This is a genomic window from Weissella bombi (genome assembly GCF_900094835.1).
GTDB lineage: Bacteria > Bacillota > Bacilli > Lactobacillales > Lactobacillaceae > Weissella > Weissella bombi.
Genome location: NZ_FMAO01000012.1, coordinates 18,089 through 43,565 on the forward strand (window position 1 = coordinate 18,089; position 25,477 = coordinate 43,565).

A 25,477-nucleotide genomic window follows, 5' to 3' on the forward strand; every position below is an offset into this window, starting at 1 on the left:
AATTAATACGTTTTTAATAAAAACAGGTCGTTGGGACAAAAGAAGATGTCCCAACGACCTGTTTTTGTATAGTTAATTTTTTACCAGATCATCGTACGATCAGCTGGCTCACGGTACATACCGTCTCCTTCTTTAACATCAAAAGTATCATAGAATTCATCAAAGTTAGAAACAATCACATTAGTACGTGCTTTATTTGGTGCATGCACATCAACTGCAGCAAAGAACTTCATCAATTCTGGGCGAGCCTTCATACGCCAAATAGTTGCCCAGTTTTCAAAGAATTCTTTTGCAGAGAATGATTCTTCACGTTGTGCAGCAGCCAAGGCGGCTGCTAAGCCACCCAAATCAGCAACATTTTCAGAAACCGTCAATTTACCATTAACCTTGGCACCATATGAGTCCAAGCCGTCAAATTGATCAATAACTTTTTGCGTACGCTCTTTAAAGGCCGCAAAATCTTCATCAGTCCACCAATTGTTCAAACTACCATGCTCATCAAATGATGCCCCGTTCGTATCAAAGGCGTGAGAAATTTCATGCGCAATAACCGCACCAATTCCACCATAGTTAGCCGAATCAGATTGTTCAAGACCGTAGAATGGTGCCTGCAAGATAGCAGCTGGGAAGACAATTTGATTTTGTTGTGGATCGTAGTAAGCATTCACCATATGAGCTGGCATATGCCATTCATCACGATCAACAGCTTGATGCCATTTAGCCCAAGCACGTGCAACACCTTGGCGACCAAACTTTAGGGCTGCTTCTAACAGCGTTGCCCCATCATCAACTACCTTATCTTCATAGTAATCAGGTAACTTTTCAGGGTAGCCAATGTGTGGCTTAATCGCATTTAACTTCACAACAGCTTGGTCACGAGTCTCTGGTTGTAACCAAGTCGTGTTTTGCAAACGATTCTTGTAGACATCAATCATCGTTGCCACTTTTGCTTCAACATCGGCTTTTGCTTCTGGTGAAAACTCTTTGTGTGCGTACCACAATCCCAATGCTTGGTTAAATGGACCCTCTGCTAAGTAATAAGCCGCTTTTTGACGATCCTGTGCCTCTGGGGTACCTGACAAAGCACGTCCATAAGCACCACCTAATACACGCACTTCATCAGACAAGTAACCCGTGTAGGCGTTAGCGATGCCAATAATCAAAGTTGCCTTTAATAGTGGCCAAGCTTCTTCAGAGAAGAATTGATCAGCAGCGTGCCAGAAACGTTCTTCAGGCACAACCACCATATCAGGTTCTTCACCAATCATAGCTGTTACCACATCATTTAATGGTAACTCAGGCGCTAAAGCTGTAAAATCAGACCACTTATATGGCTTATATAATTTAGCGTACTCTGATGATTCTTCTTGGCTCAATACCACCTTAGCAACACGTGCATCAAACTCAATCGCTTTATCTAATAGATTTTGAATTTCATCAGCAGCAAAACCAAACTTTGCTAGTAAAGCCTCTTGTGATGAACGCCAAGTCTTTAATAAATCAGCACCTTGTGGGTGACCTGGTTCATAGTATGTTGTATCAGGCAAAATAGTTCCCAATGCATCAGCCCAAAGAACATAAGTTTGTGCATCCTTAAAATCAGGCGCAATTCCTAGTGGCAAAGCGTTAGGTAAACCGGCTTTCTCTAATGAAGTAATATCATTGGCGAAGTCTGCAAATGAATCATAATTTTGATAACGCGCAATCAATGGTTGAACGGGTTCTGTTCCTAATGCATTACGTGTTTCCCAATCAGCCGCTAGACGGTGATACTTAACAAAATTAGTTAATACCTTATCATCAGGCACATCTTCACCAGCCAACCACTTATCAGTCGTTGCTAACATCAATTTTTCAATTTCATCAGCTAAGTCAATAAATCCGCCAGTACGTGATTTATCATTTGGAATTACTGCTTGAGCAATCCAATCCTCGTTGATGGCTTCATAAAAATCATCTTGTCGACGTGTCCCCATTATTTCACCTCAAATTTCTATTTTTCTTATAAAATACGATAACACAATTTATCATTTACGAACATATTTCACTACCATTTAAATTTATTTATAAACAAAAAAAGCTGGAACATTTTTTGTTCCAACCTCGTTCGAATACTATTAGATTAATTATTCTTTTGCCACTGGGCAATTTGCTTAATCATGTTTGCCTTAAGTTCTTCTTTTGAATTAGCTGTCACTTTTTGTACAACTTTATTCTTTAACTCATCCTGGCCGGTTTTATCATCAACAAAATCTTTATCAGCTTTCACTTTCGCTGTCACTTCTTTGTTGATTTCATCACGCACCTTATCGGCTAATTTATCTTCATTATCTTGAACCATTTTTTGTAAGTCATCAACCTTATTAGCTGGTACCACGTACCATCCTTCAGGTAATGTCAATTTGTAAGTCGTTGCACCCTTTTCTAAGGTATCTTGACCTAGCAACAAGAAACGACGCCAAGTTGAATTAGCTTGATAGGTCATTACTGTTGTTTTCAAAGATGGCTTTGCCCCAGCAACAACCTCAGCCTTAGCTTGTTGTGTTAACGTTTGGTACGTTTTATCATTCGTCTTATATGTATAACGCAAACGACCTTCATTTCCTTGCTGAGTTGTAATTAATTTAAATCCATTAACTGTTACTGCTGGTTGGATCTTTTGTGTTTTTGTTAAGGGAACTTTTGACATTAAGAAATGTTGTGCTTGTGCACGATTTACACCAAAACTCATAAAGACAGTCAACAACAAACCAACAACAATAGGGACCCATCGCACTTGATGATGCACGACCCCTTGGATTGCTGCATAAGCTAGCAAGACAATCCCTAATACCAACAAGACAATCATGATTTTTCTCCTTCAAAAAACGTATTCACCCTTTTAGATTATAACAAAAAAAGCTCACAATCACCAAAAAATAGTGATTATGAGCTTTTATTTTTAAATCAAAATAATCATTTTAGCAGATTACTTGTTTAAAGCAGTCCACTTCCAGTCAGTAAACTCTTCGATATCATGTCCCTCGTTACGAGTAACTTCGAAGTGCTTTGCCAAGATAGCATCCATCTTGTTGTCAAAGGCTTCTGCTTCATCAGCAGCAATAACACCCTTGTCAGCCAAGATTTGTGCAGCTTCCTTAGCTTGGTGGAAACGATCCAATTCTGAGTATACACGCATATCGTAAGTAGTAGTGATATCACCATCTTCACGGTAACCGTGTACATGAGCACCTAAGTGTTGACGCTCGTAGAAGATTGATTCAATCAAGTCTTCGAAGCCGTGGAATGCGAACATAACTGGTGTTCCTGATTCACCGAACAATGCACTGAACTTTTCGTCAGACAATGCACGTTCGTGGTTCATCTTACCATTCTTGTTTAGCAAACGGTGCAATTCAACAACGTTTACATAACGCATCTTAACAGCTGGGAATGCTTCGTTGATCAAGTGCAATGCAGCAAGTACTTCGATAGTTGGCTCAACACCAGCTGATGCGAAGACGATATCTGCATCTTCACCTTCAGCAACAGTTGAAGCCCAGTCGATAGCCTTGATACCTTCATTAGCCAATTCTTCAGCTTCATCAACTGAGAACCATTGTTGACGTGGTTGCTTTGAAGCAACAATGTGGTTAACCTTGTGACGTTCAGTAAATGCACGACCAAAGACAGCTAACAAAGTGTTAGCGTCAGCTGGCAAGTATTGACGGATAAAGTCAGCCTTCTTCTCAGCCAAGTGAGTCAACATTCCAGGATCTTGGTGAGTGTAACCGTTGTGATCTTGTTGGAATGCAGTTGAAGTTGAAATCAAGTTCAATGATGGGTAATCATTACGCCATGGTTGTTCTGAAGCATGACGCAACCACTTGAAGTGTTGAGTAATCATTGAATCCACTACACGCAAGAATGATTCGTATGATGCAAATACACCAACACGACCAGTCAATGTGTAAGCTTCTAGCCAACCTTCAGCTTGGTGCTCTGACAATTGTGAGTCCAAGATACGACCTTCATGTGCTTGGTGTTGGTCGTTAGGTTCCTTAACTTCTTCCATCCATTGACGGTTAGTTACATCGAACATACCCCACAAACGGTTTGACATCGTTTCGTCAGGTCCGAAGATACGGAATGAAGTTGGGTTCAACTTTGAAACTTCAGCAAAGTAGTTTGACAAGACATTCATGTCCATGTTCTTGCTGCCATCTGCCAATTCAGTTCCACGAGTTTCAGCAGTAATCTCGTTAGCGAAGTCCTTCCAATTTGGCAAAGTCAAATCAGTAGGTGCGTCACCACGACGACGTCCACCATTAGCAGCAGGGTTAGCTGCCATACGCTTGTCACCCTTTGGTGCCATTGCAGCAATTTCTTCCTTCAATGAACCATCAACGTTAAATAATTCTGTTGGCTTGTATGAGTTCAACCACTCTTCGAATTCTGGCAAAGTATCCATCTTACCTTGTGCCAAAGGAAGTGGCACTTGGTGAGCACGGAATGAGTTTTCAATTGGTTCACCAGCAGCGTTGTGAGTAGGTCCACCCCAACCCTTTGGCAAGCGAGCAATGATAACTGGCCATGCAGCAACTTCACCATCAATGTAGCGACCGTCTTCACGGGCAGCCTTTTGAATAGCTTGGATGTCTTCAATAGCCTTGTCGAATACCTTAGCAGCCAATTCATGGTATGCCATGTAATCGTGGATATCATCGTTTTCGATGAAACGTGGTGAGTATCCCAAACCTTCGAAGAACTTAGTAATCTCTTCATCACTCATACGTGAGAAGATAGTAGGATTTGAAATCTTAAATCCGTTCAAGTCCAAGATTGGCAAAACAGCACCATCGTTCTTAGGGTTGATGAACTTGATTGAGTGCCATGCAGTCATTGCAGGACCAGTTTCAACTTCACCATCACCAACAACAGCGAAAGCGATTTGATCAGGGTTATCCAAAATAGCACCAGTTGCGTGAGATAGTGAGTATCCTAACTCTCCACCTTCATGCAATGAACCTGGTGTTTGTGCAGTCATGTGTGATCCAATTCCACCAGGGAATGAGAAACGCTTGAACAAACGTGCCATACCGTCAACATCTTGAGTAATCTCAGGGTAGCTTTCAGTATAAGTACCATCCAAGTATGAGTTCGTAACCATAACTTGACCACCGTGACCAGGTCCACCGATGTAGAACATGTTCAAGTCGTACTTGTTGATCAAACGGTTAGCATGTGCGTAAAGGAAAGTTTGTCCTGAGATAGTTCCCCAGTGACCAATTGGCTTTACCTTAACATCATCCGCTTGAATTGGTGTGTTAGTTACTGAAAATAATGGGTTGCTCTTCAAAAAGATCATACCTGCTGAAAGGTAGTTGGTAGCACGCCACCAAGCGTCTACCTTTTCTAGATATGCCTTTGAATCAAAATCTACTGCCATTTTGATTAAATCTCCTTTTATTTTTGAGAAAGGTTATATCGTAGAAGTTATCTCCTACGATTACAACTATTATAATAACAGATTTCAAAACTAGGTACAATAAAAAACTCTCAATTGGACCGTCCCAATTGAGAGACAAAAAATATGCTATTCACCATCTAAACTTACGAAGCTATTGTAACGCATATATTTGTAATGAACTCGCATTTGTCCAACTTCAAATGGCGTACCATCATCCAAAAAGTAAACACCTGACATAATCCCTACCGGCTCATTCGCCTGTAATGCTAAATATTTTTGATCTTCATCTTGTGACGGTTCTGTTGTAATCGTCATAAATGATTTCGTGACTGCTTTATTAATCGTTTGCTCTGCATACTGAAACATAGAATGCGTCATGTCTTGAGCCGTTAACGATGGTAATAATTTAGCTGGAATAACCGCATTTTCAATCATAAAAGCCTGATTTTGTAGAGTACGTAGACGTTTAATGCGATACACTTCATCTGTTTCACTTAAAAAGAGTGCTTCACGATCTTCTTCATTCGCAACATCTTTTTCAAATACTAGTAGTTTAATAGCAGGTGTTTCACCATTAAAGCGAAACGCATCAGAGACACCTAAATTGTGTCCAACTGCATGAAACATCCCCTGATTTTTTAAATATAATGGATTAACAAACGTCCCCGAACCACGTTTTTTAAAAATAATTCCCTGTTGCACCAACACATTCAAAGCACGTTTGATTGAGCTACGTGAAACACCATACGACTCAGCCAAAGACCGTTCGTCGGGTAATTTTAGATTAGGAAATTCCTGATTATTAATACGCTGATTCAAGTCATTGAGTACCTTTATGTATAGGACTTCCTTGACCATTTCAAACCTCCTGTTTACTACAAGGTCTAATCATAACATAAAAGTGGTCCAACCAAAAATTGATTGACCACTTTGTTATGATACTTTATTAATAATCTGTTTGTTGCCACTCTGCTTCAAATTGTGAAACAAAATCATGCATGATGCGGTCACGCTTAGCACCAATACGCTTTCCTTCATTCGTATTAAGGTAATCCTTAAGCAAAAATAATTTTTCATAAAAATGATTGATAATCGTGTTACCTTCACCTTTACGATAAGCTGCTTTAGTCGTTACCTGACGTGGTGGCATTGCCGGATCGTATAATGCATCCCCATGAGCAACACCATATTGAATTGCACGTGCAATCGCAACTGCTCCAATAGCGTCTAAGCGATCTGCATCCTGTACGATTTTTCCAGCTAATGATAAGGGCGCTGGATTTCCAAAACGTTGCTTACTCCATGACATATTATCAATAATATTGAAGATATCAGCTTGCTGTACGGCTGGCACTGCAATGTCAGTTAATACCTTTACCACTTGTGCCTTTGCCAAATCAGTATCTGCAAATAACTTATCATCATAAGTATCATGCAAGAGTGCCGCTGCCTGTGCCACAAAAGCGTCTGCCATTGGTTCTGTTTTTAAAATATGCTGTGTCGTAGTAAACACACGTTCAATATGCGCCATATCATGCCCAGTTTCGTCATCTTGTAAAACCCGTGTTGCAAAATTCTTGATTTGTGCAATTTTCGTTTCTTCTTCAACTGTCATAACATCCCCCTCTGATTGACTACACTAATATACGTGTAACAAGTGTAATGACCAAACTAATGCCTAAATTAATTAACCAGACCATGGTCAGCCAAAGCCCAACGCCGTCCCAAATTAAAGCAGGGTCAGAAATTATCATTCCCACAATCAAGCCAATGATAACTAAACATGCAAGATATAACATAATGCCTTGCCGTACGTTCTGCCAATCTGCAGAACTAATATTCATCCCCAAATTCAAATTTAGTATCAAGCATAACCAAACTACAATTTGCCAGACTGGCACACCAATAAAAACACGCCATCCTAATGTTTGTATTTGAAACAATTGCGACCACAAAACTTGCGTAATAACGCCCGTTAACAAAGTAATGACTAACATCGGTGCTAAGCCAATAAAGAAATTGCCGAGACGCTGGTATAGGTTTGTTGACCGCCATGAGTGTTTTACATATCCCAATCGCTGCGCTTCATCTTGCTTAAAAGGATTTGTCAACAACACCACTTTATCAATATGGTGACCAAACAATACTGCCATGAGCGCATGTGCCAATTCATGCACAATAGTCCCCAACCAACTAAAAATAAACGGTGCGCGTTGACCAAATCGTGCCATTAAATGTTGTTGTGATTTCGTCGTTAACCATGAAATAGCATAACTAGCAACTATTGGTATTATTAAAAAAATCAGGATCATCCACATAATTGAATGACCTATCATTGTACCAATCATGATTATTCATCCGTACGAATTTTAGCAAACTGACCGTGAACAAACTCTGCTAAAGCAACTGCATCAACACGAATTGAGCGACCTACTTCACCTGCGGAAATAGTGATTGTCCCTGCCTCTTTAGCGCTCTCATCAAAATAGATTGGGAACTTTTTCGTTTGCCAAATACCAACAGGATTATTCGCACCATGCACATATCCCGTTGTCTTTTGCAAATTCTTTGTTGGAATCATATCAACTCGTTTATTACCAGAAACAGCTGCCAACTTTTTTTCATTTAAATGAGCATCAACAGGGACAATACCAATTACCGGGCCAGTAACATTACCTTCCAAAGCTAATGTCTTATAAATATCATGATCGGTTAGTCCATACGCATCCAATTCAGCCTGGTCGCGTTGCATACCACCAGAAAAAACAATCGTTTCATATGGAATGTCCGCTTTATCCAAAATTTGTTCTACTAAAATTTTTTTAATACGCGTTTTCTTTGCCATTTCGCTTCTCCTTACTATCTTATCTATTTTAATATACGCTATTGTGAAATATTAGCCAAATTTGTATCTCTGACATACAAAAAGGATGCGACAACCAAAAATTGGCATGCCCCATCCTGTAAATATTATTTTATTAACCCATCGTCTTATCAGACTTACGTAATCTCTTTTCAAACAAATTCAACAAACGGCTAATACCAAATGTCAAAATAAAGTAAATCACTGCGGTAATAATCAATGGAATAAACGGCTTAAATGAAGCACCTTGCACAACTGATGTTTGGAATGTTAATTCACCAACACCAATAACTGAGACAACTGAACCTTCCTTAATAACCGTTACGAACTCATTACCCAAAGCTGGCAAGATATTCTTAATAGCTTGTGGTAACACCATGTAACGCATTGTCTGGCCCTTAGTAAATCCTAGTGAACGCGCTGCTTCAGTTTGTCCGGCCGGTACTGCTTGAATTCCTGAACGAATAATTTCAGCGACATAGGCAGCTGAGTTCAAGAACATTGCAATAGCACCAGCTAAGAAACTTGAAACATTTAATCCAATCGCTTGCGTACCAAAGTAAACAATAAATACTTGAATCAACAATGGTACACCACGAACAGCTTCAATATAAGCTGAAGCTAACCATCTAAATACACGGACAGATGATAGTTTCATCAAAGCAAAGATGATTCCCAAAAGAATTCCAAAGAATACACCAATAATGGCTAGGCCAATTGTATAACCTGTTCCCTTAATGAAGTAAGGCGCATATTTATGGAAGAATGATTCTTTTTTATTCATTTGCTGGATAGCTTGATCTTGCATCTTCTTTAATGGTGCACCAATAATGTGGTCGTCCAAAATCTTATCAACCTTTGCTTGTAGCACAGTTGCGTTCTTATTCATAACAACAGAAGAACCATTACTAATACCAGGCAACTTAGCTGGTGAAACAGCAAATTGATCACTTTGTTGTAAGTAACTCTTTGCTGTTGTACTTGCCACAACAACACCATCAACCTTCTTTTGTGTTAGTTGTGTTACTTCGTCAGTAATCTTCTTCAATGACACAACTTTCTTATCAGTGATTTCATGTGCTAAATCATCTTGCTTAGAAGAAACTTGTGCAGCCAATTTAGCTGAACGAATTTGCTTTAACGTTGCCCACTTGTTTTTATTTTGCTTTAACGTTAATACAACGTTTTTATCAATAAAGTATGGCTTTGAAAAATTAACTTCTTCTGCTCTTTCAGGCGTTTCAGTCATTCCTGCAACAACCATATCAACTTTACCGGTTTTAACTGCTCCAAGCAACGCATCAAAACTCATTTCTTGAATTTCGGTTTTAACACCTAATTGCTTACCAATCTCACGAGCGGCTGCAATATCAAACCCAACAATCTTATCTTTACCATTTTCAGTCGTATGGAATTCATATGGTGCATAATCAGCTGATGTTCCAACGACCAATTTACCAGATTTCTTAATCCGATCTAATGTTGGATCAGTCTGTGCTGCACTTACTGATGAAATACCCATAACGCCTAAGCCACTACTCATTACCAAGCCAACCGTCATGGCTAACACGGCTAGTTTTTTAACCCATTTTTTCATAAATAAAATGCTCCTCTTACAACATCTTTGCTAGGAAACTTTGCACACGTTCTGAACCAGAATTCTCAAAAAAGCTTGTTGGATTATCGTACGCCGTCATTTCACCATCACTCATAAACCAAATTTTTGATGCTACTTCACGAGCAAAGCCCATTTCGTGAGTCACAACCAGCATTGTCATACCTTCTTGTGCTAACTCTCGCATTGTCTTCAAAACTTCACCAACCATTTCAGGATCTAGTGCTGATGTTGGTTCATCAAACAACATAATCTTAGGATTCATGGCTAACGCACGCGCGATTGCCACACGTTGTTGTTGACCACCTGATAATGAAGCTGGATAAACATCAACCTTATCAGCAACCCCAACCTTTTCTAAGAACTTCTTAGCAGTTTTCGTTGCTTCAGCATCAGATATTCCCTTAACCTTGACCAATGCGATTTTAACGTTATCTAAAACAGTCATATTAGGAAACAAATTAAAACTTTGGAAAACCATCCCCAAATCCTGACGAATTTTATCAAGTTTTGCTTCATCAGCTTGCGTAATATCTTGTCCCTCAAAAATTACTGCACCTGATGTTGGATGTTCCAACATATTTAACTCACGTAATAATGTTGACTTTCCTGTTCCTGAAGGACCTAAAATTGCGATTACATCGCCTTCTTCAACGCCAGCATTAATTGATTCTAATACTGTATTTTTGCCATACTCTTTGTGTAAATCTTTGATTTCTAAAATTGCCATATTTTGACTCCCATCCATTGCTAACCAATAAATACTAACAATAACTGAAATTATATACAATAAATAGGGCTTTAATTGTTTAAATTCATATTTTTATTCATTAAAAATGAATATATACATGCTTTTTAATTACCCAAACACCCACTGCCTAACTACCATTCGTTATCGATGTATAAATATTAGCATCTAACGATAATTTATGCAATAAAAATTCAAAAAATAGCTTAATTTAGTTTTAATTATGCAAAAATCACTGAATATATACATTACCAATGTCATATTCAGTGCTTTTATTCATTAATTTAATTATGCTGCCTTTTGTGTAAGATCAAAAATAGTTTTCTTATTAGTAACTGCTAGTTGTGCCATATAAGGTGTTCCTAATGTCATTGGTTCACCTTTGGCATTCATCAAGAATCCCAAACTAGTAAGCTTCAACATCGCTTGATAGACGGTATCACGAGTTAATGTAGCATCAGGATTCTTTAACTTTAACACCGTTACCTTACCTGGGGTTGTCCCATTGCCATCTTGCTTAGCCATAAATGATAATTCCAATACTTGATCCATAGTCGCTTCCTCCTTATTCACCAGCTTTTGTGGGTACCAAAGCATGTTCTTTCGTATCTACGGTAATAATCTTCTCAATCGTATCTTCAGCACCAAGTTGACGCATAATTTGTGCTAATTCAGACAACTCCATCACTGTCGTGCCCTTTTTGACATAGAATTGACGGTTCACAACAAAATTTCCGCCTGCTTTACCAATAATTTTTACCTTAATCGCGTCTACTTGAGTTGGCTTATTTTCTAACATATCTATTCTCCTTCGTTTGTATCGAATGGCCATTCGCATTATCAGCTTATTTGCTGACACTTATACTAACGATTTGAACTAAGTAAAATGTCACATTTTTTATAAAAAAATGACATTGGAACAAAAGATGATGTCCCAATGTCATTTCGTTAAAACCGTATTAATTATCAGCACGCAAGGTTTACAGCATAAACACGCTCCAAAAGTCTGAAGCCTCATTTATTAATGATGTGGATATTGACCACCACGTTCATAGACTTGTTCAGGTTCTTGACTGATTCGTGTAAAATTATTTAATTGATCAATGGCGATAATTTCATCAATAGTTAATGAAAAATCATAAATATCACCGTTTTCGATGACACGTTGCGGATGGACAGACTTTGGAATAATACTGGTCCCATTTGCCAAGTGCCAACGCAAAACAACTTGTGCTGGTGATTTATGATACTTCTTAGCAATTTCAACAATGACGGGTTCTTCTAACACTGAACCACGGCCAAGCGGTGCCCAAGCCTGCGTCACAATATTATTTTCACGCAAAAAATCACGCAATTCAGGTTGTACTAAATGGGGATGGTTCTCAATTTGATTAACTACAGGCATCTCATTAGCTTGCGTAGCTAGATACTGTAAGTGAATCATACCAAAGTTTGATGTTCCCAAAGACTTAACTAGTCCTTCTGCTTGCAACCGTTCAAATGCGCGCCATGTATCGAAAAATTGCTCATGCAATGGCCAATGAACCATCAATAGATCTACGTAATCCATCTGCAAATCCTTTAATGATTGTTCAACTGATGCAAGGGTTGCATCATAACCTTGGTTACTCTCCGCAACTTTAGTTGTGACAAAATAATCCTCTCGAGAAACACCTAGTTCTTGCAAAGCATTACCAACTTCTGCTTCATTTTGATACATTTGTGCCGTATCAAACAAACGATATCCCGTGTCCCATGCTGTTTTAACCACTTCAGTTAAGTTATCTTGATCTGTTACTTTATATAAACCTAGCCCTTGTTGCGGCATCTGATAACCATCTGCTAATTGAAGTTTTGTCGTTATATCCATTGTGTTACTTGTTCCCCTTTTACATGACACTTTTAATTTATCTATATTTATACCTAGTATATATCATACCAGACAACGTAAAAAGTCAGTAACAATATGTATTTTAGCAACACATCATTACTGACTATTTATATGAGAGATTTTATATTTTTATGTGAGATTCTATAGTTTTGTGTGTAATTTACTTAATATCAACGTATGTTAGACCAAACATCTTTGCCAAGTCGCTCAATTGTTCTGAATCAATGTCAAATGATAGAACAGTGTGGTGACCACCACCAAGTGTTAACCAACCAACTGATCCATCACGCAAACCTTGCTTTGGTGTCCATAGTTGCTTTGCAACTGGCAATGATGGCATCTCTGCTTCAGGCTTGTTACCACGAACATCATATGACATCAACTTAAATTCGTCACCGTAATCAGCTAGAGTTGCATCAACTGCATCCCCTTCCATACCGCTGAATACCAAACGTGCAGGATCAGCCTTGTCTCCGATATCCAATGGGTGAACTTCAACACGTGGCTTGTCTGAAGCAATTGTAGGATCTACTTCAAGCATGTGTGATCCCAAGATAGCTTCGTGACCCTTACGCAAATCAAGCGTGTAATCTTCCATGAAGACAGTGTGCTTGTTGTGTGACATGATCTTCATCAAACGGTCCAAGGCAGCTGTCTTCCAGTCACCTTCACCAGCAAATCCATAACCTTCAGCCATCAACATTTGTGATGCCAAACCTGGTAATTGTTCTAGACCATACAAGTCTTCAAAGTTATCAGTGAAAGCTGTGTAACCATGTTCATCCATGAAGTGCTTCAAACCAAAGTACTCACGGATTTGGTACTTTACACTGTGCTCAAACTTCTCAGGTGTGTTGTCACCAACAACGAAGTCATAAACATCTTGTAGCTCTTCATACTTAGCGTCGATGTCCTCTTCACTAACGTTATTAACAGCTTCAACCAAGTCGCCCATTGCCCAGTAGTCAACACGCCATCCAAACTTGATTTGTGCTTCAATCTTATCACCATCAGTTACGGCAACGTTACGCATCTTATCAGCGAATGCAGCAACCTTGATCTTGAATGATTCGTTGTATGCAACAGCAACGTCCATCCACTTACCAATTTGTGTTTGTACTTCTTCATCAGCCCAGTGACCATAAATAATCTTGTTATTTAGTTGCAAACGAGCATTGATAAATGCGTATTCACGATCACCGTGAGCAGATTGGTTAGCATTCATGTAATCAAAATCAATTGTTTCGTATGGCAATTCCTCTAGGTATTGCGTAGCGAAGTGTAGCAAAGGCTTTTGTAGCAATTGTGTTCCACGAATCCAGTTCTTTGCTGGAGAGAATGTGTGCATCCAAGTAATGACTCCGGCAACAGAATCATCATAGTTAGCTTCCTTCATAGCACTAGCAATATTTTCTGAAGTTGTTGCAACCAACTTGAATTCTACCGGGTATGGTAGCTTTCCTGATTCGTTCAACTTATCAACGATATCCTTTGCGTCTGCTTCAACCTTATCTAATACTTCTGGACCATATAGGAATTGTGATCCTGTGATAAACCAAAACTTGTAATTCTCTGTGTTAAACATGTTCTATTTCCCCCTGAAATATATCGTAACAACAACTAGTCTTTAGACTTCTGACCATAATAAGCATTAGCCCCGTGCTTACGCAAATAATGCTTATCCAACAACGCTTGTGAAACATGAATGCTATGTGGGTTTAACATAATCGTATGGTAAGCCATCTTTGCAGATTCTTCCAAAACAACTGCGTTATATACTGCCTTATCAGCAGATGGTCCCCACGTAAATGGTCCATGATCTTGTGCCAATACAGCTGGCACAGCCATTGGATCAATACCACGCTTCTTAAACGTTTCAACAATAACATTACCAGTCTCAAGCTCATACTCGCCTTGGATTTCTTCATCAGTCATCTGACGAGCGACTGGTACATCACCGTAAAATGTATCGGCGTGAGTAGTACCAGCAGCTGGCAAATCAATGCCGGCCTGTGCGAATGAAACTGCCCATGGTGAGTGCGTGTGCACAATACCACCGACCTCTGGAAATGCTTTATACAAGACACGGTGTGTTTCCGTGTCACTTGATGGGTTAAGATCACCTTCGACAACCTTACCATCAAGATCAACAACGACCATGTCTTCTGGCTTTAATTCGTCATATGGTACCCCTGAAGGCTTAATAACGAACAAGCCACTTTCACGATCAATTTCTGAAACGTTTCCCCAAGTAAACTTAATTAAATCATGCTTGGGCAAAGCCATGTTAGCATCATAAACACGTTGCTTAACATCTTCTAACATTAATTAATCCTCCTCAACAATTGGCATCTGATCAATAGCTGTTTGCTCAATTGGCAAACCAGCTTGGTAACGCTCCATAAACTTTGTGAAGCCAGCAACGTCTTCTGGATCAGGTTCAATTGTCGTACTCTCTTGCGATTGGAACACATCATTATCTAGATAATCAGCCAATGATTGACCGGCCTCACGATTAACAACGAATTGTGACAAGATAGCCATTCCCCATGGACCACCCTCACCAGCATTCTTCATTAACGTAACAGGTGTGTTCATTACACCAGCCAACATCTTTTGTGCAACAACAGGTGTTGTAAAGATACCACCTTGTGCAATAACTGAATCCATTGCAACGTTTTCTTTAGCCAAGACGTCCAAACCAATCTTCATAGCACCGAAAGCACTATAAATGTGCATGCGCATCAAGTTTGCCAAAGTAAACTTAGCATTTGGTGTACGAACAAACATTGGACGACCTTCAGCCATACCAGTAATGTTCTCACCTGAATGGTAACCATAACTCAATAGACCACCAGCATCAGGATCAGCCTTTAATACACTGTTGAACAATGCACTAAAGATTTCACCACCCGTTACTGTTGCACCAATTGCGGCTGCAAATTCAGTAAAGACACGGGCCCATGAATTAATTTCTGATGTACTGTTGTTGATGTGTACCATTGCAACAGCTGAACCATCTGGTGTTGTCACCATATCAATGTTTTCATTAACTTGTGACAATTCCTTTTCCAAAACAACCATGGCAAAGGCTGATGTTCCGGCAGACACATTAGCAGTACGTTGCTTAACAGAATTAGTTGAAACCATTCCTGTACCAGCGTCCCCTTCAGGAGCTGCTGCGATTGCACCACCTTGTAATGTACCTGATGGATCCAATAACTTAGCACCCACTGCCGTCAACTTTCCGGCTTCCACACCGGCTACCTTAATAGTTGGTAGAATATCACGAAGCGTCCACAAGTATTGTTGGACCGTCTTCAATGAACTAAATTGATCCATCATTGCTTGATTGTAATCATGCGTTTCTGAATCAATTGGGAACATACCTGATGCATCCCCGATACCAATTACCTTTTCACCAGTCAAACGCCAGTGAACATACCCAGCTAATGTCGTAAAGAAGTTAATTTCTTTAACATGCGTTTCTTGGTTTAAAATTGCTTGATACAAATGTGCAATACTCCAACGCTGTGGAATATTGAAATCAAACAACTTTGTTAACTCAGCTGATGCTTGACCAGTGATGGCGTTACGCCAAGTACGGAATGGTACTAACAATTGATCATCTTTATCAAAAGCTAAGTAACCGTGCATCATAGCAGCAATACCAAATGATGCTAGTTGTGTAACCTTTACACCATATTCATCGTTAACAACTTCGGTTAAGTTTTTATAAGCACTCTGTAGGCCGGTCCAGACATCTTCCAATGAGTATGTCCAAACACCACCTTCAAGTTTGTTCTCCCAATTATGGCTACCAACTGCAATGACTGAACCATCAGTTGCAACTAGCACTGCCTTAATACGAGTAGATCCAAACTCAACCCCCAAAGCGGCTTTTCCTGTCGTAATTTGTTCTTGAATTTGTTCTTTATTCATTACTTTATTCCCCTCAAATGAGAATCAATATTATTTTGTAACCGTTTACAACTATTATAATAAAACATTTGTCCGAACAAATCAAGTAAAAAACATAAAAATTTGTATGTACAATGCCATACATCATTTTAATAACAAACTAACTTTAAATAACTTTGTTACTAACCTCACTTTTTTGTATAATATAAGGTATTAATTAGGAATGGAGCTAACATACTATGGATACTAAATATGACGTTGTCAAAAAAGGGCTCCGCAACGATATCATTTCTGGAAAATTTGCTATCGGTGATAAATTGCCAACCGAAGCACAATTAACGAAACAATATAATGTTAGTCGCTACACAGTAAGGCGTGCCACAGCAGGTCTAGAGCAAGAACACTATCTCTACCGCATTCAGGGGGATGGGATGTATGTTAATGATTGGGAAAAAACGCCTGCCGCTAAAACTGAAAATAAAGTAATTGGGGTTGTTACTACTCACCTAGCTGACTACATCTTCCCCGAAATTATCAGTGGTATTGATCAAGTGGTTTCCGATGCCGGTTACGCCGTCTTCATCAGTAACACCCACAATACGTTTGATCGTGAGCGTCGTAGTTTACTACGAATCATTGAAAGTGGTGTTAGCGGACTAATCATTGAACCAACCATGTCTGCCCTACCCAATCCCAATAAAGATTTATATGATCAAATCAAACAGCTAAATATACCAACTGTTTTTATTAATTCTAAATATGAAGATTTAGATTTTAATTGCTTAGCTGTCAATGATATTGAATCAGAAGCACAATTAGTTCAGCATTTAATTAAGCAAGGACATAAACGTATTCTAGGTGTCTTTAAAGTTGACGATATTCAAGGTGCTCATCGTATGCAAGGTTTCTATAAAGCCTTCCAAACAAAACCAGATTACGCACTTGATAGTAATATCATCATGTATCAATCAAATGATGAAGAAAACAATGCGCTTATTTTAAATAAAATTGAAACCTATCTGGAATCAGCAAATGCGCCTACTGCACTTGCGTTATACAACGATTCATTGGCTATCCAAACCATTGATCTCGTTAAATCACTTGGTTTTCGAATTCCAGAAGACATTGCCATTGTTGGTTTTGATGATTATGGTCTCTCAACTTACATGACGCCAAGCCTAACAACGAATCGCCATCCAAAGCGTAAAATGGGCCGCGATGCAGCTCAAATTTTATTGAATATCATTGATGGTCAACCTGGTCATGATGTTATTTACGAACCAGACATTATTATTCGTAATTCTTCATCAAGCGCTGACATAGCCAATGAAGAATAAATGCATATTAAAAAGGACGAGACAGAAATTCTGTCTCGTCCTTTTTTAAACAATATATTAATTCTTACCCTTTTCTGCACCAATCTTTTCGATTTCTTCAAGTGAGTGACCACGAGTTTCTGGTACACGGAACATAACGAAAGCGACAGCTGCAAGACAGATAATACCGAAGATTGCGAACACCACTTCTTGTGACATTGAAGCAGTCATGATTGGGAAGACCAAAGCAACAGCGAATGATCCAACCCAGTTCATTGATGATGCCAATCCTGAAGCACGTCCACGAATAGCTAGTGGGAAAATCTCACCAACCAAAACCCATGTCAATGGGGCCCAAGTAAAGGCATAGAATGCAACGAAGATGCACAAGAAGACAACAATCATCATTGGATTTGTATCCATAAATGAGTTAATGATTGATGGTAGGATGAATGAAAGACCCATGACCGTTCCACCAAGGATTAACAAGCCACGACGGCTAAACTTTTCGGCGATTGCCATGTAGAACAAAGCACCTAGAACCAAAATAACACCGTTTACAACTGGCCATAGCAACGCATCAGCGGCAGCTTGACCTGTGGCTTTTTCAACAATAAGAGGAATGTAGTAGAAAATAGCATTAGCTCCCATGAATTGTTGGAAAAATGCGACCGTTACACCGGCAATAACAAGATAACGGTAACGTCCTTCTAACAATGAGCCCCATGAAGTAGACTTTTCAGCCTTTTGTTCAATGGCAGCAGTTTCCTTAATTCCCTGCATTTCAGAATCAATTTCTTCTGGCTTACGGATCCAGCTCAATACTTGACGTGCTTCATCATTACGTCCAGCTTTGATCAAGAAACGTGGTGATTCAGGCAAACGTAGCACTCCGATAAACAAGATCAAAGCAGGTACGGCAGCCAAAGCTAACATCAAACGCCATGCAATATGTTCAGGAAGACCCTTTAGCAAGAAGTCCATAACGTATGAAATCAACATTCCTGAAACAATCATCAATTGGTTAATTCCTGAAAGACTACCACGCTTTTCAGCAGGTGACATTTCAGACATGTAAGCAGGCACTAGCGCAGATGCAGCACCAACAGCAATTCCTAAAATAATACGTGTGAAGATTAAGTATGCAACAGCATTATGAGGTGAAACTCCCGCCAAAACGGCACCAATCATAAACAAAACTGCTGAATACAGAACCATCTTACGACGACCTAAACGATCAGACAACTGACCAGCAATCGCACCACCAAACACAGCTCCTAACATCAATGATGATGTTATCCAACCGGTAACTCCTCCACCAGACAAGTTCCAGTCACTCTGTAAGAATGGCAAAGCCCCCGTCATAACACCGATATCGTACCCGAATAAGATACCCCCAAAGGCTCCGAAGAAGTAAATAAATTTACTAGAAATTTTCTTCTCAGACATGAATTATTCCCTCCAAAACCATGTTATTTCCAACACAGTCCTAAACTAAAAATTTTATTGAAAACAATGATTTACACAGCAGAATAAGTGTAACCGTTTTCATCAACAAATTTATTATACATGTTGTGCGGACAAATTAAAAGTATTTTTTAAAAAACATACAAATTAACATACAAATTCACTGGATCATCTGGTTAAAATTGCCATTACAACGGCTTTTTAAGGAATTTAAATTTATTTTTTTAACAAATTACTCAATATAAAAATTGTAAGCGCATACAAAATAAGTTAAAATTATTTCTATGGTATATATATAAAAACATAGAGGTGTATATATGACTACTTTGGTATACAAAGCAAAACTTTCTGGCCCTTTCACTCTATTTAAAGCAGGTGAATTCATTGGCGAACCCGGTTGGCAACACAATTTAACAAATAATAAAAATGGTGATTACGAGATCATGGTCGTAACTAAAGGTACCATTTATCTTGATATCAACCATACTAAATTTGCGGTACAAGAGGGTGACTGTATTTTAGTACCACCGTTTGTGACACACTTTGGTTTTAAAGCAACCGAAACTACAACCAAACATTATTGGATTCATTTTCTTTTGAATACAAATGAAATTGAAAAATATAATAAAAACGAAAAATTCACTCGACAACATTATAATGAAATATTCCTACCGCAACTCTTTAAAATAAGTGAAATAAACAAAATAATCGTTTTAACAAAACAACTATTAGACAGTGCAGAAATACCAAATAACTTACTTCAGTGTAATTATTTACTAACTGCACTCTTAATTGAACTAAGTAATCAATATCTTAAAAATGCAACACAACAGGCTACTGATAAATCTAGCCAACGAATGGAACAAATCTGTAATTGGATAAAATTACATGCTTATGAAAACATTACCGTTGCACAGGTAGCAGATAAATTTAACATTTCGTCTGTTTATCTAACAAGGCTATTTCAAAAATACCAACAGCAAAGTACTTTAGATTATATTCATAACGAAAAAATCACACTCTCACAGGAACTTTTACTAACAACATCTAAATCTATAAAAGAGATTTCCTATCAACTAGGCTTTACAAATGATAAATATTTTATGCGTTTATTTAAAAAATTAACGAACATGACACCGACCCAATATCGCAATACTTATACAAAAGAGTATGTTAACAATAACACGCGTAATCCAGACATCCCATTTACACAGGAGTTGAATCACTTAGATGAAATTTAAAAAGACTCGTAGACTACCAATACCGGTAACCTACGAGTCTTTATTTATAAGCTTTTTTACTTATTTAATTTAACTTCATATAATCTAGCCATCTTATCATGTGGGAACTTCACTTGTAATTGATCATTATACAATTTATATGAAACTTGCTCATCATTTTGTGGATAAATTTGCTTTACATCTTCAGCATGACCATATTCATGCAAGTCTAATGTCATATCACCTTGATATTCATTTACATTAGATACTGAAAGCAACAATTTATCACCAGCAATTAATCCATATGAAGTTGAAGAATCATTGATATTAGCCAATCCTGTTGGCCAAACTGGCACAGCATTTGGAATCATATCACGATATGACTTGTAAACACTGATACCTTCCTTAACCAAATCAAATCGTGAAGATGATAGCTCATTTAGGTACCCACTTTGGTGAACACGAACTAACATTGAATTGACCATGTTATAAATAGTTTCTTCTTCATCCCCATCGTTCAATGGATAAGACCAAATGGCACATTGTTCAGGCGTCATAGCACTAGCACCAACTGCCGCAATGGCACCATTTTGTATATAATCTGTTTGATCAGTTGCAGATTGGATACTATGACGACTAAGCATAGCATAATCATGACGCATACCACCACTACCACAATTTTCAATAACAAGATTTGGATACTTATCCATAGTTTCATCAACCCATTGTAGATAAGCACGATTATGGCTTAGCAATCCTTCACCAACACTATCAGAATTGTAATCTGTACCAATACCAGTTGGTGTATTGTAATCCATCTTAATATAACCAATATGGTAATCATTAATCAAACGATCAACTGTCTTAGTAGCAAAATCACGTACTTCTGGATTTCTAAAGTCAAGATGATAACGATCCGTGTCCTTTACCTTATGACCGTGTCGCATGAAGAACCACTCATCAGGTAATTGATCAATTAATGGGCATTTAACTCCCATCGTTTCAATTTCAAGCCATAATCCAGGTACCATATCTTTTGACTTAATATAATCCATAACTTCAATTAAGCCATTTGGGAAGCGCTTCTTAGATTCTTTCCATTCACCGATGCTGTCCCACCAGAAGCCATCGGCATACCAACCACAATCAACAACAAAGTATTCTGCACCAGCTTCCTTCGCTGCATCAATCAATGGTATTTCTTTTTCGGTCGTTGGATCACCCATTAAGCAATTCATATAATCGTTAAAAATAATCGGTAATTTCACATCGTCATCGTTAGCTCGTCTAATAATACGACGATACTTTGTCATTTCATCAATAGCACTTTCAAAGTTACCGGTCATTTGAACGAAACCAACTGGCACAGTCGTGAATGATTCATCTGCTGACAATGACTTCCACCAATGTGTATCATGCTCTTCAGGTCCACTAATTTGCAAATTCAACAAACCATCTTGAGAATCCCCTAACTCGTAATGCCAAGCACCATTATTCTCAATTTGCCACATTGCGACTTGCTTACTATTGCCATCATACAAAATTGCTTCTGGTGAGTATTCTGCACTAGACCATGAGTTACGATTTGAATATGAAACTCGCTGACTGTTAGGCTCTACTCGCTCAGCATCATATACCAATCCCAAATCTTTCAATGTATGACTATGCCATTGTAATTCTGCCTCCCAGGCATTGCTTGGTACAATTAATGACATATTTTCAGTGTAATCATATGGATACAATCCTTGTTGCATAACACCTGTATAAGCAATAGTTGGAATTGCTTCTAGCCCAACATCTTCTGTTCCAACGTTCTTAATTGTTTTCCAAACCCTGACTACCTGGCTGTCTTCATACATTTCAAAATAAGAAACAACATTAATACCTAGTTCTTCGGACTCTTCATTAATCGTTAGAATTTTACCATTTTCAGTAGCCTTCTCTTCAAAATCTTTAAAGGCTAATGTTGTGCCGGCATAAGATCCATTTAAACGACCACCCTTCGACTGTGTTGAAATATGCTTGTTTTCACCACTAATCTGTAGTTCAGTTAACTTAAAACATGCCGGATATGCTTCCGCTAATTTCAAATAATTATCAGCATAGTTCTGGCTTTCACCAATTCCTAGCAATAATGTTTGATTATCGTGAACCATAAAGGCAACTTCTGTATTCCCCAATGCAACTCGTTGTACACAATCTGTAGCAATCATATTATCCCCCTTGTTTAAAACATCTATTAATTAAGCACGTGTCTTCTCTAAGTCAACACCAATCTGATCTTCCATCTTTTCATACTTTTGATACATCAATGCTGGAATAATTGCCGCTCCATAGACCAATAACGTTACCCAATTAAAATCAATGTTAATTCCTAGTAGCGCATGTGCGGTCTGTGTTTGATTAGCAACATAACCAAAGGCACTTAGGAAGAATCCGTTTAAGTATCCGGCAACTCCTTGCCCCATCGACATACAAAATGCTGATCCAATTGTTGTTAACAATCCCGCTGCATTGATACCATTCTTCCATTCACCAAAATCAACCGCTGAACCTAACATAGCAAATGGCATTGAAACAGCAATTCCTGATCCAACTTGACCAACTAACCAACCGATAACAGCACCAGGTACATTTAATCCTGAAACCGTTATAATTATCTGTCCAAGTACAGCTGTTGCTAGACCTAATGCCCAAATACGACTCTTTGATAAGTATTTGTTCATTAGCGGAATTGCAACAATTCCTAACAATTGAATCAAAGAAATAGAATTAAAGAAAGTTACCAAATCTTTATTTTTGAAGTAATAAGTAAAGTAGTAAACCATACCTTGTTGACGATTTTGTTGTGCAATCCAGAACAAGAAATTACCAGCAACAACAATTATCCATGGCCAATTTCCACGCATAGCATGGATACCTTTTTTCAAGGTAACTCGTTCAACACCTGGCGTTTTAACACGCTCACGAGTATGAGCAAATGAGAATAACGTCAAGCCAGCATTCACTGCTGCAAACAATATAATAAAGATTCGGAATCCCTTAACATCATTACCACTACCAAAGAATGCAACCAATGGTAATGTTAACGAATTAACAATGAAGACTCCTAAATTCGATCCAACCATACGCCATGAATTAAGCACAACACGTTCATCAGGATTTGCTGTAATCAAAGGTAGCATGGTTGTTAATGGTGCGTTAATTCCTAGATAAAGAGCCCCATAAATAATATAAACAATACCACAATACCAAACTTTAGCTGTTGTACTTAAATCTGGTGCCCAGAATAGCAAAATTCCAGCGGCAGCGTACGGAATGGCTAGCCATAAGAAATAAGGACGTGCCTTTCCCCATTTCGTGTTAGTCATATCAATTAATGTTCCCCATACCGGTGCACCAACCGCATCCATAATACGTGCTACTGCCATAATTGTTCCAGCGGCAGCGGCTGGTAACAAGGCCACGTCCGTGAAGAAGTACATTAAGTAAGCACCAACAACTTGTGCCACTAATTGCCCGGCAAAATCTAATTGACTATAACTAAATTTTTCCAAAAAGCCTAATTTTTGATTCTTTGCTTTCGGTTCCATCGTTCTAACCTTCTTTTTTAAACTTGTATCAAGCACACATCATGTGATGATAACGCATAATCAGTCATGTCTACGTCCTGATTATCCCAAATGCTATATCCTTTAGTTGGTACAACAACATCTGGTAAATCATTTGGATTAAGTAAAATTTCTTTATCAGAAATATTAAATACTGCAACATATTCATTTTTATCATCAGCAGCATACCAAATAATTTGATTATCATCCCGATATACTTGGCGCTTCTCTTGAATATAATCATTCATATGCAACAATGTCTGATTTGTTAGTAATTTAGTTGTCCAATCATCCATATCAGTCAATTCACCACCCATAATTAGTGGCGATTGACCCAAACACCATAGAGACATCAACATACGTTGTTCACTCTTTGTAAACCGTGATTGTCGATCACCACCTGGTCCATCAACTGAACGAATACCAATGTGACCTAATGGCAACATATCAAAGTCTGGCCAATTACCCTGTTTTGATAAAGGCGCCCATTTTTCAGCCCGATCAAACATGTCTAACAATAGTGACCAATCATCCCAAAAATCATCAGTAACTCGCCACATATTAGCATTGCTTTGTAGTAAGGCACCATCTTCAATCTGTGCTGGCCCGGGTGACAATGAAAGCACCATATCACGACCACTATGCATAATTGCCCGATGCAAACCTTGAATTTCGGGTCGCCAACTTTTATCGTTATACAACTTAGAACTTGCAATATCATCGCACTTTACAAAGTCAACACCCCACGATGCATACAATTCCATTAATGAATCATAATAAAGTTGACCTTCAGGAATCGACATATTAACACCATACATATCGGCATTCCATGGACAAATATTATTTAACGCAATGTCTCGCGCTGTTTTATTCGTTCCCATAATCGACGTTGCATTTTGTGCTGCCTGTCGCGGAATACCACGCATAATATGAATACCAAATTTCAATCCCAAACTATGAACATAATCTGCTAATGGCTTAAAGCCTTGTCCATCTTTTGCTGATGGAAAACGCTTTTCATCAGGTATTAGTCTCGAATAGTCATCCATCAACAACGGTGTAAAATTATGATAAGTAGATGAATTAGCCGTTGGCTCATACCATTGAATATCTACCACAATATATTCCCAACCATATTGTTTTAAATACTTACTCATGAAATCTGCATTTTTTCTAACTTCGTCTTCTGTAACTGAAGCGCCATACGCATCCCAACTATTCCAACCCTTTGGTGGAACTTTGGCGATATTTTTGTTAATCATTTTAACCCCCAAATAACTGAATGACATTCTCAATAATTAATGTGTAACCGCTTACAAGATATAGAATAAGATTTTCGTCCGTACAAATCAAAGATACTTAACACTTTAGTTTTA

The 25,477-nt window shown here is 38.4% G+C and carries 21 protein-coding genes; 2 read left to right on the forward strand and 19 right to left on the reverse strand.

Annotated elements, in window-relative coordinates; genetic code table 11:
- Positions 1–80: 80 nt before the first annotated feature.
- From GA0061074_RS07425 to GA0061074_RS07495, 15 genes are all read right to left on the reverse strand, one after another.
- A complete protein-coding gene (locus GA0061074_RS07425; RefSeq protein ID WP_092463376.1) occupies positions 81–1,976 on the reverse strand; it encodes a M13-type metalloendopeptidase in 1,896 nt (631 codons plus the stop codon).
- A 146-nt stretch (positions 1,977–2,122) separates the two neighbouring features.
- A complete protein-coding gene (locus tag GA0061074_RS07430; RefSeq protein WP_092463378.1) occupies positions 2,123–2,848 on the reverse strand; it encodes a DUF4811 domain-containing protein in 726 nt (241 codons plus the stop codon).
- Positions 2,849–2,968: 120 nt separating this feature from the next.
- Positions 2,969–5,428, reverse strand: a complete 2,460-nt coding sequence (locus GA0061074_RS07435) for a phosphoketolase family protein (protein WP_092463380.1) — start codon at positions 5,426–5,428, stop codon at positions 2,969–2,971.
- 147 nt (positions 5,429–5,575) lie between these two features.
- The gene (locus GA0061074_RS07440; protein WP_092463382.1) at positions 5,576–6,307 is read right to left on the reverse strand and encodes a GntR family transcriptional regulator; all 732 of its coding nucleotides are present in this window, start codon (positions 6,305–6,307) and stop codon (positions 5,576–5,578) included.
- 88 nt (positions 6,308–6,395) lie between these two features.
- Positions 6,396–7,064, reverse strand: a complete 669-nt coding sequence (locus GA0061074_RS07445; protein ID WP_092463384.1) for an HD domain-containing protein — start codon at positions 7,062–7,064, stop codon at positions 6,396–6,398.
- 19 nt (positions 7,065–7,083) lie between these two features.
- Positions 7,084–7,797 carry a hypothetical protein gene (locus GA0061074_RS07450; protein ID WP_092463386.1) on the reverse strand — a complete coding sequence of 238 codons (714 nt, stop codon included), beginning with the start codon at positions 7,795–7,797 and terminating at the stop codon, positions 7,084–7,086.
- Between the two features lie 2 nt (positions 7,798–7,799).
- Positions 7,800–8,294 carry an aminoacyl-tRNA deacylase gene (locus tag GA0061074_RS07455; RefSeq protein WP_092463388.1) on the reverse strand — a complete coding sequence of 165 codons (495 nt, stop codon included), beginning with the start codon at positions 8,292–8,294 and terminating at the stop codon, positions 7,800–7,802.
- A 133-nt stretch (positions 8,295–8,427) separates the two neighbouring features.
- Positions 8,428–9,909: an ABC transporter substrate-binding protein/permease gene (locus tag GA0061074_RS07460; RefSeq protein ID WP_092463390.1), complete on the reverse strand. Its 1,482-nt coding sequence runs from the start codon at positions 9,907–9,909 to the stop codon at positions 8,428–8,430.
- A gap of 16 nt (positions 9,910–9,925) precedes the next feature.
- Positions 9,926–10,657, reverse strand: a complete 732-nt coding sequence (locus GA0061074_RS07465) for an amino acid ABC transporter ATP-binding protein (RefSeq protein ID WP_092463392.1) — start codon at positions 10,655–10,657, stop codon at positions 9,926–9,928.
- A gap of 306 nt (positions 10,658–10,963) precedes the next feature.
- The gene (locus GA0061074_RS07470) at positions 10,964–11,227 is read right to left on the reverse strand and encodes a hypothetical protein (RefSeq protein ID WP_092463394.1); all 264 of its coding nucleotides are present in this window, start codon (positions 11,225–11,227) and stop codon (positions 10,964–10,966) included.
- Positions 11,228–11,240: 13 nt separating this feature from the next.
- A complete protein-coding gene (locus GA0061074_RS07475; RefSeq protein WP_092463396.1) occupies positions 11,241–11,474 on the reverse strand; it encodes a hypothetical protein in 234 nt (77 codons plus the stop codon).
- A 222-nt stretch (positions 11,475–11,696) separates the two neighbouring features.
- The gene (locus tag GA0061074_RS07480; protein ID WP_092463398.1) at positions 11,697–12,545 is read right to left on the reverse strand and encodes an aldo/keto reductase; all 849 of its coding nucleotides are present in this window, start codon (positions 12,543–12,545) and stop codon (positions 11,697–11,699) included.
- A gap of 181 nt (positions 12,546–12,726) precedes the next feature.
- On the reverse strand, positions 12,727–14,151 hold the full coding sequence (araA, locus tag GA0061074_RS07485; RefSeq protein WP_092463400.1) for an L-arabinose isomerase: 1,425 nt from the start codon (positions 14,149–14,151) through the stop codon (positions 12,727–12,729).
- A 35-nt stretch (positions 14,152–14,186) separates the two neighbouring features.
- Positions 14,187–14,891: an L-ribulose-5-phosphate 4-epimerase gene (locus tag GA0061074_RS07490; protein WP_092463402.1), complete on the reverse strand. Its 705-nt coding sequence runs from the start codon at positions 14,889–14,891 to the stop codon at positions 14,187–14,189.
- A 3-nt stretch (positions 14,892–14,894) separates the two neighbouring features.
- The gene (locus tag GA0061074_RS07495; protein ID WP_092463404.1) at positions 14,895–16,508 is read right to left on the reverse strand and encodes a xylulokinase; all 1,614 of its coding nucleotides are present in this window, start codon (positions 16,506–16,508) and stop codon (positions 14,895–14,897) included.
- 218 nt (positions 16,509–16,726) lie between these two features.
- Between GA0061074_RS07495 and GA0061074_RS07500 the strand changes: the two genes are divergently transcribed.
- Positions 16,727–17,824: a GntR family transcriptional regulator gene (locus tag GA0061074_RS07500; protein ID WP_092463405.1), complete on the forward strand. Its 1,098-nt coding sequence runs from the start codon at positions 16,727–16,729 to the stop codon at positions 17,822–17,824.
- 57 nt (positions 17,825–17,881) lie between these two features.
- Here the strand turns inward: GA0061074_RS07500 and GA0061074_RS07505 are convergent, their stop codons facing one another.
- Entirely contained in the window at positions 17,882–19,252 is a 1,371-nt protein-coding gene (locus GA0061074_RS07505) for a sugar porter family MFS transporter (RefSeq protein WP_092463407.1), read from the reverse strand.
- Between the two features lie 335 nt (positions 19,253–19,587).
- On the opposite strand from GA0061074_RS07505, the gene GA0061074_RS07510 reads away from it, so the two are divergent.
- A complete protein-coding gene (locus GA0061074_RS07510) occupies positions 19,588–20,511 on the forward strand; it encodes an AraC family transcriptional regulator (protein WP_092463409.1) in 924 nt (307 codons plus the stop codon).
- Between the two features lie 56 nt (positions 20,512–20,567).
- On the opposite strand, the gene GA0061074_RS09250 is transcribed toward GA0061074_RS07510, so the two are convergent.
- Genes GA0061074_RS09250 through GA0061074_RS07525 form a run of 3 tightly spaced genes read right to left on the reverse strand, consistent with a single transcriptional unit; the run spans position 20,568 to position 25,363 of the window.
- The gene (locus GA0061074_RS09250; protein WP_092463411.1) at positions 20,568–22,703 is read right to left on the reverse strand and encodes a glycoside hydrolase family 36 protein; all 2,136 of its coding nucleotides are present in this window, start codon (positions 22,701–22,703) and stop codon (positions 20,568–20,570) included.
- A gap of 30 nt (positions 22,704–22,733) precedes the next feature.
- Positions 22,734–24,083 carry an MFS transporter gene (locus tag GA0061074_RS07520; protein ID WP_092463413.1) on the reverse strand — a complete coding sequence of 450 codons (1,350 nt, stop codon included), beginning with the start codon at positions 24,081–24,083 and terminating at the stop codon, positions 22,734–22,736.
- A 17-nt stretch (positions 24,084–24,100) separates the two neighbouring features.
- On the reverse strand, positions 24,101–25,363 hold the full coding sequence (locus GA0061074_RS07525) for a glycoside hydrolase family 27 protein (RefSeq protein WP_092463415.1): 1,263 nt from the start codon (positions 25,361–25,363) through the stop codon (positions 24,101–24,103).
- Positions 25,364–25,477: the final 114 nt, after the last annotated feature.